Source organism: Streptomyces caniscabiei (assembly GCF_014930365.1).
Taxonomy (GTDB): Bacteria; Actinomycetota; Actinomycetes; order Streptomycetales; family Streptomycetaceae; genus Streptomyces; species Streptomyces caniscabiei.
On record NZ_JABXWI010000010.1, the window covers coordinates 354,602 to 367,172 of the forward strand.

The window sequence follows — 12,571 nt, forward strand, 5'->3', positions numbered from 1 at the left end:
ATCGTTTTCAGGTAGCCTGGGGGCAGATCCCGGGATGAAGGGGCCCGGCACCGATGCCTTCCGGTGCCGGGCCCCTTCTGTGTGTCGGCCTGCTTCCGGACCCTCAACCGGAGAAGCCGACGTGCGCCAGCCGCAGTGGGCCGCGCAGCTTCAGGTGGACGTCGTGCACGCCGGCGGCCGTCACGCCGGTGCGCGCCGTGGTGTAGGCGTACGGGTCGCCGGTGGGGCGCTCCGGGGTCAGTGTCGCGAGGACCGGGCCGCCGACCAGGGAGAACTCGACGGTGCCCGACCCGGACACCTCCACCTCGACGGACGTGATCCCCGCGCCGAAGTCGCAGTTGCGGAAGAGCAGTTCACCGGAGCCGCCGTCCGTCGGCGTCACGGCGTCGCCCGACACCTTGGTGCGGTCGACGATCTCCGTGCCCCGCTGTTCGTCGAAGTCCGCCGCGTCCAGGCCGTGGGTGACGACTGGGCGGGGAGCCACCGGTTCGCCCTCGACCGTGACGGTCGTACGGAGGCGGATGTCCTCGCTCGACGCGCCGGCGAGGAGTTCGTACGCGCCGGGCTCCAGGTGCCAGGTGCTGTGGGCCACGTCCCAGAACTCCAGGACGGACAGCGGGAGTCGGAAGGTCAGCTCCGTCGAGTCGCCGGGGGCCAGGGTGATCCGGCGGTGGCCGGCCAGTTCGCGGCGGGGGCGGGGGACCGACGGGTCCGCGGCGCGGACGTACAGCTGGGCGACCTCGTCGGCGGTCACCGCTCCCGTGTTGGTGACGGTGAAGGAGACCGTCAGGCCGTCATCGCCCGTCTGGGCGACCAGGTTTCCGTACGCGAACTCCGTGTACGACAGGCCGTGGCCGAACGGGAAGAGCGGGGTGCCCTCGAAGTAGAGGTACGTCTGAAGGGCGCCGATCACGTCGTAGTCGAGGAGGCCGGGGAGGTCCGCGTCGGAGGCGTACCAGGTCTGTGGGAGGCGGCCGGCGGGGGAGACGTCGCCGGCGACGACCCGGGCGAGGGCGGTGCCGACGGCCTGGCCGCCGTGCGCGGTCCACAGGACGGCGGGCAGGTCGGCGGGGTCGACCGCGTACGGATAGGCCGAGACCAGCACCAGCACGGTGTTCGGGTTGGCGGCGCGGGCCGCGCGCAGCAGGCGCTCCTGGTGGGCGGGGAGCGCGAGGCCGGTGCGGTCCTCGGTCTCGCGGCCGTTGATGTGCGGGTCGTTGCCCGCGACGACGAGGACCACGTCGGCCTCGGCGGCGACCCTGGTGACGGCCTCCTCGCCGGGCTGGACCACCATGAGCTCGAAGATTTCCGGATTCTCGTCGGCAACCTTCACGCCGTCGGTGCCGACAGTGACGTACCGGCCCGTCCCTGTGTGCTTGAGGAGGTGACCGTTCCCGTGGGATCCGGAGGGCTCCAGGCTGAACGTCTCCTGGACGATCCAGCCGCCCGGCTGGTCCGCCGACGCGCGCAGGTACCCGTCCTCGGCGACCGAGAGGTAACGGCCGTCGGGGGCGCGGAAGGTGAGGACGCCCTCGCCCCAGTCGACCAGGGCCAGTTCGGTGCCGTCCGGGTCGGTGGTGAGCGGCGGCAGGTCGGTACGGCCGGCCAGCAGCGCCGGGTCGAGGGCGCCCTCCGCGCCCCGTACCTCGTCGTCGGCCTCGGCGGCCTCGGGCACGGCGACGAACGCGCCGGTGGACAGCGCCCGCAGCCGTACGCGGTCCACGCCCTCCGCGAACGTCACGCGCTCGGCGCCGAAACGGTCGTACAGCCCTTCGAGCGGGGTGGAACGGTGCAGCAGGGTGCCGCTGTACCAGTCGAGTTTGCACTCGTCGGCGAGCAGCCCGACGACGGCGATCCGGGTGTCGGCCGCGAGCGGCAGCAGGTCGCCCTCGTTCTTCAGCAGGACGACCGCCTGCTCGGCGGCCTCCCGCGCGAGGTCCCGGTGGGCCGGGGTGTCGAAGTCCGTGAGCCCGGCGTACGGGTCGGCGTCGCCGTCGAACTCGCCGAGGCGGAAGCGGACCGAGAGCTGGCGGCGGACCGCCTCGTCGATGTCCTCCTCGGTCAACAGGCCCTTGTCCAGGGCGCCCCGGATGCGGCCGGTCATCGTCGCGCTCTCGGTTCCGTGGTCGGTGAAGCTGTCGACCCCGGCGCGCAGCGAGGCGGCGGTCGCCTCCTCGTGGGTGGCGAAGTAGTGCTCGGAGTCGACGAGGTTCGACGGTGCGCCCGCGTCCGAGCAGACCAGCAGATGCTCGTCCGTCCAACGGCGCAGATGCTCGGCCAGATAGGGCGAGACGTGGTTGGGGCGGCCGTTGACCAGGTTGTACGCGGGCATGACGCCGGCGACGGCCCCCGCCTCGACGGTCTCGCGGAAGGCGCGCAGGTCGTACTCGTGCAGGACGCGTGGGCGGACCGAGGAGGAGGTGGTGGAGCGGTCGGTCTCGTTGTTGTGCGCCAGCCAGTGCTTGAGTACGGGGGCCGTGCGCCAGTACGTGGGGTGGTCGCCGCGCAGGCCGCGGGTGTAGGCGGTGGCGATCGCCGAGGTCAGCTTCGGGTCCTCGGAGTAGCCCTCCTCGTTGCGGCCCCACAGCGGGTGGCGCAGCAGATTGACCGTGGGGGACCAGACGTTGAGGCCGATGCGGTCGTCGCGGGCCCGCATCGCGCGGACCTCGGTGGACACCGCCTCACCGACGCGACGCACGAGGTCGTCGTTCCAGGTCGCGCCGAGGCCCACCGCCTGGGGAAACACCGTCGCGGGGCCCATCCAGGCCACGCCGTGCAGGGCCTCCTGGCCGGTGCGGAAGGCGGCCACCCCGAGCCGGTCGACGGCGGGGGCGAACTGGTGCAGGAACGCGATCCGCTCGTCCAGGGTGAGCCGCTGGAGCAGATCGTCGATGCGCTTCGCGAGCGGCAGCTGCGGATCGCGGAAAGGCGGCGTGGGCGTCGTCTGTGCGGTCACGTTGGGCATCCCTTTGCGGTGGAGCGGCGAGGCGCTTTCGAAGCGCTTCGATGCTCATTCGACCGTGGGGTGGGTGTCAAGAGACCAAGGCGCAACAGATCCGTTTCCTCGCCGTCATACAGGCCGAGATATCGAAGGTCGGAGGGGGGTGTTCCGGTCGTCCGCACCGCCGAGGAATCTGGGAATCGACCCTTGTGCACCCCCGGTCGTTCACTTAACCTCGCAGCAACATCGAAGCGCTTCGACTGTGGAGGGAAACGCTTCGCGTGCTCACCTCCCTCCGCCGCCCGAGGGTTCACCGCTTCAGCACAGCCAGATCCACTCAGACACCGCAGCCGACGGCCACCGCCGGGTGTCCTGGTGTGCGCCATGAAGGGTTGACGCAATGACGCCGAACTCCGCCACCTCCGCCGCGCCCAGCCGGAGAAGCTTCCTCGCCTCCACGGCGGTCGCCGCCGCCGTAGTGGCGGGGGGTGTGCCGCTGCTGTCCGCCTGCGGCGGCTCGCAGGAAGGCCGCAAGGAGGGCACGACGTCGGGCAAGGACGCGCAGAAGATCCTTCCGACGTTCGTCGCGTCGACCGTCGTGGCGCCCGACATCCCGGCCAAGAACGGCTCGGCGGCCGGCTTCAGCAAGGCCATCGCCACGGCCGACCTGAAGACCTCGGTCCCGAAGGCGCTCGGCAGCGGCGGCAGGCTCAAGGTCATGGCACCGTTCTGGGGCACCCCGCCGAAGGGTGACAACCCCTACTACACGGCGATGAACAAGGCCGTCGGCGTCGAGGTCACCTGGCAGAACCAGGACGGTGTCACCTACGACCAGAAGCTCGGCGCGGTCCTCGCCTCCAGCGACATCCCCGACGTCGTGGTCGTCCCCGGCTGGAACCTGATGGGCAAGATACCCAGCGCCATCAACGCCAAGTTCGCCGACCTCGGCCCGTACCTCTCCGGCGACAAGGTCAAGGACTACCCGAACCTCGCGGCCGTCCCCAGCGAGGCCTGGCAGCGCGGCATCTTCGGCGGCCAGCTGCGCGCGATCCCGTTTCCCGCGCCGTACGTCACCGACATCGCGCCCATGTACCGCCGGGACATCTTCGAGAAGAAGGGCTACAGCGTCCCGACCAGTCCCGACGAGTTCCTGTCCTGGGCGAAGGAGGCCACAGACGCCAAGTCGAAGGTGTGGGCCTGCGACGACATGAAGTGGACGGCGTTCAACATCTACAGCGTCTTCCCCGGCAGCGACAAGGCGCTGTGGTGGAACATGGTCGACGGCAAGCTGGTCAACCGCGTCGAGACCGAGGAGTACCTCGAAGCCCTGGAGTGGGTGCGCAAGCTCTACGCCGCCGACGTGGTCCACCCGGACGCGGTCTCCGGCAAGGCGGGCGGTAGCGCCAGGAACCGGTTCACCGCCGGTCAGTCCCTGGTCTTCAACGACAACATCTCCGCCTGGTGGGGCTCGGTCTCCGAACAGGCCACCCAGAACTCCGACTTCGACATGGCCGCGTTCGACATCTTCGGCCCCGACGGCGGCGACCCCAGCCTGTGGGCGGTGCAGCCCGCCAACATCTTCACCTTCGTCAGCAAGAAGGCGACCGAGCAGCAGATCAAGGACTTCCTCGCCCTTGCCAACTACTGCGCCGCGCCCTACGGCACCAAGGAGTTCATGCTCACCTCCTACGGCGTCGAGGGCACGGACTACGACACGAAGAAGGGCCTGCCGGTCAAGACCACCCAGGGCGTCAACGAGGTCAACGGCGCATACGACTACACCGGCAACCCCGCCCCGTACGTCGCCTACCCCGACTTCCCCGAGGTCACCAAGGGCATGGTCGAGTGGCAGCAGCGCATGGGCGCCTTCACCAAGAAGACCTCCTTCTTCGGGCTGACCATCACCGAGCCGAACCGCTGGGCCAACCTCGCAGACAACTTCGAGCAGTTGGAGGACGACGTCGTGCGCGGGCGCAAGAAGATCAGCGACGTCCAGCAGGCGGTGTCCGACTGGAAGAGCAAGGGCGGCGACGGCCTGCGCGACTGGTACAAGAAGCTGCTCGACGACACCGGTTCGGCGAACTGACCCGGGGCCGAGGCAAGGAGAAGGCCGTGTCCCACAGCACGGTGCCCCGGTCGAGGGCCGGGGCCAAGACCCCCGAGACGACCCCGGTGGCGTCCGACGACGCCGCCGGGTCCAGGGCCCGGCCCCCGTCGGGGGGAGACGGACGCGCGGGCAAGCGGGGCCTTCGCCTCAGATTCCGGCGCGACCGCACGCTGATCCTGATGACGCTGCCGGCCGTCCTGCTGATCCTGGTCTTCAACTACATACCGATTCTCGGCAATGTGGTCGCCTTCCAGGACTACGACCCGTACCTCAGCGAGAACGGCTTCGTCGCCATCTTCCAGAGCCCCTGGGTCGGCGTCGAGCAGTTCGAACGGATCTTCGCGGACTCGGCCTTCTGGCACGCGGTGCAGAACACCTTCGTGCTGTTCTTCCTCCAACTCGTGCTGTTCTTCCCCATCCCGATCCTGCTCGCGCTGCTCATCAACAGCATCGTCAGGCCCCGGATCCGGGCGGTCGCCCAGGCGATCATGTACCTGCCGCACTTCTTCTCCTGGGTCCTCGTCGTCACCGTGTTCATGCAGATCTTCGGCGGGGCCGGCGTCATCGCGCAGACGCTCCGCCAGCACGGCTACGACGGCTTCGACCTGATGACCAACCCGGAGATCTTCAAGTACCTGGTCACGGTCGAGATGATCTGGAAGGACGCCGGCTGGGGCATCATCGTCTTCCTCGCCGCGCTCTCCTCCGTCTCCCACGACCTGTACGAGGCCGCCGCGATGGACGGCGCCGGCCGCTGGCGGCGCATGTGGCACATCACCCTGCCCGCCCTGCGCCCGGTGATCGCCCTGCTGCTGGTGCTGCGCGTCGGCGACGCCCTCACCGTCGGATTCGAACAACTGCTCCTGCAACGGCAGGCGGTGGGCGTCGACGCCTCCGATGTCCTCGACACCTACGTGTGGTGGAACGGCATCCGCAACCAGGACTTCAGCTACGCCGCCGCCGCGGGACTCATCAAGGGCGTGGTCGGCCTCGCGCTGGTCCTGACCGCCAACAAGGTCGCCCATCTCATGGGTGAGCAGGGGGTGTACAAGAAATGAGCGCACTCGTCGACGAGACGGGCAGGACGGCCGAGCAGGCCGACCGGCGGCCGACGGCGCCGAAGCCGAGCCGTTGGGCCGCGCCGCCCCGCCCGGTCTGGGAGGAGGAACCCGCGAAGGCGGGACTCGCGGGCAAGGGCATCGCCCTGGGCTTCGCCTGCTTCGCGATCCTCTTCCCCCTGTGGATCGTCATCGTCACCAGCCTCCAGACGAAGAAGACCATCGACGACGCGGGCGGTCTGGTCGTCGTCCCCAAGGGCATCACCTTCATCGCCTACCAGGAACTCCTCAGCGGCGGCCAGGTCCAGCGGGCCGCCCTGGTCAGTGTCGGCATCACCCTCGTCGGCACCCTGTTCAGCATGACCGTCTCGGTCCTGTGCGCCTACGGCCTCTCCCGCGTCGGCTCGCTCGGCCACCGCTGGATCCTGATGACCCTGCTCGCGACGATGTTCTTCGGCGCGGGCCTCATCCCCACGTATCTCCTGGTCCAGGGCCTCGGCCTCACCGACACCTACCTCGCCCTGATCCTCCCCAGCGCGGTGAGCGTCTTCAACATCCTGGTCCTGCGCGCGTTCTTCATGGGCATCTCGCAGGAACTCATCGACAGCGCCCGCATCGACGGGGCCGGCGACTGGCGCATCCTGTGGCAGATCGTGATGCCGCTCTCCCGTGCGGTCCTCGCGGTCATCGCCCTCTTCTACGCGGTCGGCTACTGGAGCGCCTGGTTCAACGCCTCCATCTACCTCACCGACCAGGACATGATGCCGCTGCAGAACGTCATGATCCAGCTCGTCCAGAAACAGGAACGCCCCGTCGGGCTCTCCGCCCAGATCAACACCGGCCAACTCTCGCCGCTGGCCATCCAGATGGCGGTCATGGTCATGGCCCTGCTGCCTGTCGCCGTGCTCTCGCCCTTCGTCCAGAAGCACTTCAAGAAGGGGATGCTGACCGGCGCGGTCAAGGGTTGACCGGGGCGCCCATGGACTCGGGGGTTCGGGTTCGTCGGCGGATGCGGGTGGTTCGTGGTTGCTCGCGCAGTTCCCCGCGCCCCCGAAAGGGCCTCCGGCCCTTTCGGGCCGAAAAGCACGGGGCGCAGCCCCTGCTTTTCAGGGGCGCGGGGAACTGCGCGAGAAGCCCCACCGCGCCGCACCCGCCCTCGCACCGCCCGCCCCCCGAGTCATCAGGCGCCCACCCACCCCCTCCCCGTACGAACGAGGTATCCCATGCACACCCCCCACCCCACCCGCCGCACCGTCCTCGCCGCTTCCACAACCACCGCCGCCCTCACGGCCCTCCCCACCCTCGGCACCCCGGCCCACGCGGCGGAGCCCTTCGCGGCGGAGCCCCACGCGGAGCCCCACACCACCGCGGCCCCAACCCGCAAAACCGCCGGCGGCTACCGCTGGCGCAACGCGGTGATCGGCGGCACCGGATTCGTCACCGGCGTCCTCTTCCACCCGGCCAGGCGCGGGCTCGCCTACGCCCGTACCGACATCGGCGGCGCCTACCGCTGGGACGACCGCCGGGCCCGCTGGATCCCGCTGACGGACCACCTCGGCTGGGACGACTGGAACCTCCTCGGTGTGGAGGCCATCGCCCTCGACCCCGCCCACCCGGACCGCGTCTACCTCGCCCTCGGCACCTACGCCCAGCCCTGGGCCGGCAACGGCGCGATCCTGCGTTCCGACGACCGCGGCGCCACCTGGGCCCGCAGCGACCTCACCGTCAAGCTCGGCGCCAACGAGGACGGCCGGGGCGCCGGCGAGCGTCTCCTCGTCGACCCGCGCGACAGCGACACCCTGTGGCTGGGCACCCGGCACGACGGCCTGCTCAGATCGACGGACCGGGGCGCCACCTGGGCGCCCGCGACCGGCTTCCCGGCGACCCCGAGCGGCTCCGGCCAGGGCGTCACCCTGCTGGTGGCCGCCGGTCGCGCCCTCTACGCCGGCTGGGGCGACGCGGACGGCACCTCCGCGACGGCGAACCTCTACCGCACCACCGACGGCACCACCTGGGAAGCCGTCCCCGGCCGCCCCACCGGCACCGCCGCCAGGGTCCCGATCCGCGCCGCGTACGACCGGCACACCCGCGAGCTGTACGTGACGTACGCCGACGCCCCCGGTCCCAACGGCCAGTCCGACGGCAGCGTGCACAAGCTCCGCACCACCACCGGCACATGGGCCGAGGTGACCCCGGTGAAGCCGGGCGGCACCACGACCGACGGCGGCAGCGACACCTTCGGCTACGGCGGGGTCGCCGTCGACGCCCGCCGTCCCGGCACGGTCGTCGTGTCCACCAACAACCGCTGGGCCGAGATCGACACCCTGTTCCGGTCCACGGACGGCGGCCGCACCTGGACGTCCCTCAAGGACTCCGCGGTCCTCGACGTGTCCGAGACCCCCTATCTCAAGTGGGGTGCCGACAAGCCGAAGTTCGGCTGGTGGATCCAGGCGCTCGCCCTCGACCCGTACGACTCCCGGCATCTCGTGTACGGCACCGGCGCGACCCTCTACGGCACCCGGGACCTGAAGCACTGGGCGCCGCAGATCCGAGGGCTGGAGGAGACGTCCGTACGCCAGCTGATCTCGCCTCCGGTCGGGCAGGCGCATCTGCTGAGCGGATCCGGTGACATCGGCACGATGTACCACGAACGCCTCACGGCGTCCCCGTCGCGCGGCATGGCGTCGAACCCGGTGTTCGGGTCGTCGACGGGACTCGCGCAGGCCTCGGCGAAGCCGTCGTACGTGGTCCGCAGCGGCTGGGGCGACCACGGCAACGGCGCCCACTCGGAGGACGGCGGCCGGACCTGGGCCCCCTTCGTGGCCCAGCCCGCCATCGCCAAGGACGCGCCCGGGCCGATCGCCGTCAACGCCGACGGCAGTGTGCTGCTGTGGTCCTTCGTGCACTGGGACGGCACGAAGTACCCGGCCCACCGCTCCGCCGACCACGGCGCGACCTGGACCGAGATCGACTCCTTCCCGAAGGGCGCCACACCGGTCGCGGACCCGGTCGACCGGACGCGCTTCTACGCCTACGACACCGACACGGGCACGCTGTACGCCAGCACGGACGGCGGCGTCTCCTTCGTGGCCCGGGCGACCGGACTGCCGCGGGGGGACAGCCAGTTCAAGCTGGTCGCGGCCCCCGGACGCGGCGGGGACCTGTGGCTGAGCGTGAAGGACAACGGGCTGTACCGGTCCACCGACGCGGGGGTCACCTTCGTGAAGGTCGACAGCTGCCGGGCCTCGCACACCCTCGGCTTCGGCAAGGCCGCCGCCGGCGCCGACTACCCGGCGATCTACCAGGTCGGCTCGACGGGGACCGGCACCGCCGTCCTCCGCTCCGACGACGGCGCGAAGACCTGGACCCGGATCAACGACGACGCCCACCAGTGGGGCTGGACCGGCGAGGTCGTCGTCGGCGACCCGCGCGTGTACGGCCGCGTCTACCTGGCCACCAACGGGCGCGGCATCCAGTACGGGGACCCGGTCTGATGGCCGGTCCCGCACGGCCGAGCCTGGCCGACGCCACCCGGGGCCGGATCCTCTTCGGCGGGGACTACAACCCCGAGCAGTGGCCCGAGGAGACATGGCACGAGGACGTACGCCTGATGAGGGATGCGGGCGTCAACTCCGTCACCGTCGGCGTCTTCTCCTGGGCGAAGCTCGAACCCCGGCCCGGCGCGCGGGAGTTCGGCTGGCTGGACCGGCTGATGGACCTGCTGCACGCGGGCGGCGTCGGCGTCGTCCTCGCCACCCCCACCTCCTCCCCGCCGCCGTGGCTGGGACGCCTGCACCCCGAGACACTCCCGCGCGACGAGAACGGCCAGGTCGAGTGGTGGGGCTCCCGGCAGCACTTCTCGCACTCCAGCGACGTGTACCGCCGTCACGCCGCCGCCATCACCGAGGATCTCGCCGCCCGCTACGGCGACCACCCGGCCCTCACGATGTGGCACATCAACAACGAGTACTGCACCTACGACTGGGGCGACGAGGCGGCGCGGACCTTCCGGACGTGGCTGGAGCGGAAGTACGGGACGCTCGACGCGCTCAACGAGGCCTGGGGCACCGCCTTCTGGAGCCAGGGCTACGACGGCTGGCACGAGATCCTGCCGCCGCGCCGCGCGCACTACATGAAGAACCCGGTCCATGTGCTCGACTTCAAACGCTTCACGAGCGACATGCTCCTGGAGTGCTACGTCATGGAGCGCGACATCGTCCGCCGGCACACCCCGCACCTGCCGGTCACCACCAACTTCATGCCGATGTGGGTGGGCCAGGACGCGTGGCGGTGGGCCGAGGAGGAGGACGTCGTCTCGGTCGACATCTACCCCGACCCGCGTGACCCGCTCGGCGCGCAGCACGGCGCCCTGGTGCAGGACATGACCCGCTCCCAGGCGGGTGGCGGCCCGTGGATGCTGATGGAGCAGGCCGCCGGACCCGTCAACTGGCGCGGCGTCAACCATCCCAAGCCCCGTGGGCTCAACCGTCTGTGGTCCTTCCAGGCCGTCGCCCGGGGGGCGGACGCCGTCTGCTACTTCCAGTGGCGGCAGTCCCGTCAGGGCGCGGAGAAGTTCCACTCCGGCATGGTCTCTCACGCGGGCGAACAGGGCCGCACCTTCCAGGAGGTGAAGCAACTCGGCCGCGAACTCGCCGTCGTCGGGCCGGAGGTGACGGGCCGGCACCTCGACGCCGACATCGCCGTGCTGTTCGACTGGAACTCCTGGTGGGCCGGCGCCCACGACGGCCGGCTGTCGTCCGAGGTGGATCTCCCCGAGGTCGTACGCTCCTGGCACCGCGCCCTGTGGGAGGCGAACCTCACCACGGCCTTCGCCCACCCCGAGCACGATCTCTCCGCCCACCGGCTCGTCGTCGTCCCCCAGCTCTACCTGCTCACGGACGCGGCCGTCGACAACCTCCTCGCGTACGTACGAGGCGGCGGCACCCTCGTCAGCGGCTTCCTGACCGGCGTCGCCGACGAGGACGACCGGGTGCGCCCCGGCGGCATGGACGCCCGGCTCCGCGACCTCTTCGGCATCCGCACCCTGCACGAGTGGTGGCCGCTGGACGCGGGGGAGGAGGTCGAGTGCGACGGCGCCCGGGGTGTCTTCCGGGGGACGCTGTGGTCCGAGGAGATCGAGGCGGCGGACGCCGACGAGGTCGTCCCCTACAAGGGCGGCGAGCTCGACGGCCTGCCGGCGGTGCTGCGCAAGGGACGCGCCTGGTACCTCTCCACACTGCCCGAACCGGACGAACTGCGCCGGCTGCTGGGGCGGATCGCGGCCGACGCCGGGGTACGGCCGGTCCTGGACGGACTGCCCGGCGGGGTCGAGGCGGTGCGGCGCGGCGAGGCGCTGTTCGTGCTCAACCACGGCCGCGACGAGGTCACCGTCGACGTACCAGGTACCCACCGCGACCTGCTGACGGAGGCGACCGTCACCGGATCGCTGACGCTCGGCCGGTACGGCGTGGCGGTACTGAAGCCGTGCCCATGACTTTCTCCGGCGCAGGGTCCCGCGCAGCGGTCGGACGAACGATCGGACGAGCGATCGGACGAACGTCCGCGGCGATCGGCCTCGACGTCGGAGAAGACCGCGGCCTCCCCACGAGGCCGCGGTAGCTCCCCACCCCGCACTTCCCCCCACCCATGGAAGGAACCGACACCCATGGCAACACGCACCCGAACCCTGGGCCGGATCGGCAAGGCCCTGCTCGCCCCCGCGCTCGCGCTGGGCGCCACGATCGGCCTCGCCTCCGCCCCCGCCTCTGCCGCGGTCTGGAACTCCTGCGACCAGTGGGGCAACACCAGCCTGAACGGCTACACGCTCTACAACAACATCTGGGGCTCCGGCGCCGGCAGCCAGTGCATCTGGGCCAACTCCGGTACCAACTGGGGAGTCTGGGCCAACCACCCCAACACCGGCGGCATCAAGTCGTACCCCGACTCCAAGAAGGTGATCAACAAGACGATCACCTCGCTCGGCTCGCTCAACAGCAGCTACAACGTCACCGTCCCGTCCTCGGGCGCGTACAACACCTCGTACGACATCTGGGACACGGACTACGACTACGAGATCATGCTCTGGGTCAACTACAACGGGGCCGTCGGTCCGCTCGGCACCGCCCAGGGCAATGTGACGCTCGGCGGTCACACCTGGAGCGTCTACAAGGGCAGCAACGGAGCCAACGAGGTCTTCTCGTTCCTGCGCACCTCGGACTCGAACTCCGGCACGGTCCAGATCCTCCCCATCCTCAAGTGGATCAAGGACACCAAGGGCTGGATGGGCAACGAGACCATCGGCGACGTGCAGTTCGGGTTCGAGATCACCTCGTCCTCCGGCGGCCTGGACTTCGTCACCAACAACCTGACGGTCAGCAGCAGCTGATCTCCGACGGCCACTGAGCCGTAGCCAGGCGCGAAGACGGAGAACACAAGCCCGAGCCGGTGCCGCACCCCCACGCGACA

At 70.3% G+C, this 12,571-nt stretch carries 7 protein-coding genes; 6 read left to right on the top strand and 1 reads right to left on the bottom strand.

Features of this window, described 5'->3' with window-relative positions:
* Positions 1-103: 103 nt before the first annotated feature.
* Complete coding sequence (locus tag HW837_RS28105) at positions 104-2,956, bottom strand: glycoside hydrolase family 3 C-terminal domain-containing protein (RefSeq protein WP_193381583.1); 2,853 nt, start codon at positions 2,954-2,956, stop codon at positions 104-106.
* Positions 2,957-3,341: 385 nt separating this feature from the next.
* Here HW837_RS28105 and HW837_RS28110 point away from each other — a divergent pair, with 385 nt between their 5' ends.
* The 6 genes from HW837_RS28110 (at position 3,342) to HW837_RS28135 (ending at position 12,491) form a co-directional block, all read left to right on the top strand.
* Positions 3,342-5,027 carry an extracellular solute-binding protein gene (locus HW837_RS28110; protein ID WP_193381584.1) on the top strand — a complete coding sequence of 562 codons (1,686 nt, stop codon included), beginning with the start codon at positions 3,342-3,344 and terminating at the stop codon, positions 5,025-5,027.
* Between the two features lie 26 nt (positions 5,028-5,053).
* Positions 5,054-6,106: an ABC transporter permease gene (locus HW837_RS28115; protein ID WP_193381585.1), complete on the top strand. Its 1,053-nt coding sequence runs from the start codon at positions 5,054-5,056 to the stop codon at positions 6,104-6,106.
* The gene (locus HW837_RS28120) at positions 6,103-7,074 is read left to right on the top strand and encodes a carbohydrate ABC transporter permease (protein WP_193381586.1); all 972 of its coding nucleotides are present in this window, start codon (positions 6,103-6,105) and stop codon (positions 7,072-7,074) included. The genes HW837_RS28115 and HW837_RS28120 overlap by 4 nt, the downstream gene beginning before the upstream one ends.
* Before the next feature lie 255 nt (positions 7,075-7,329).
* Entirely contained in the window at positions 7,330-9,600 is a 2,271-nt protein-coding gene (locus HW837_RS28125; protein WP_193381587.1) for a sialidase family protein, read from the top strand.
* On the top strand, positions 9,600-11,600 hold the full coding sequence (locus tag HW837_RS28130; protein WP_193381588.1) for a beta-galactosidase: 2,001 nt from the start codon (positions 9,600-9,602) through the stop codon (positions 11,598-11,600). Before HW837_RS28125 ends, HW837_RS28130 begins: the two co-directional genes overlap by 1 nt.
* Positions 11,601-11,771: 171 nt before the next feature.
* On the top strand, positions 11,772-12,491 hold the full coding sequence (locus HW837_RS28135) for a glycoside hydrolase family 12 protein (protein WP_045561406.1): 720 nt from the start codon (positions 11,772-11,774) through the stop codon (positions 12,489-12,491).
* Positions 12,492-12,571: the final 80 nt, after the last annotated feature.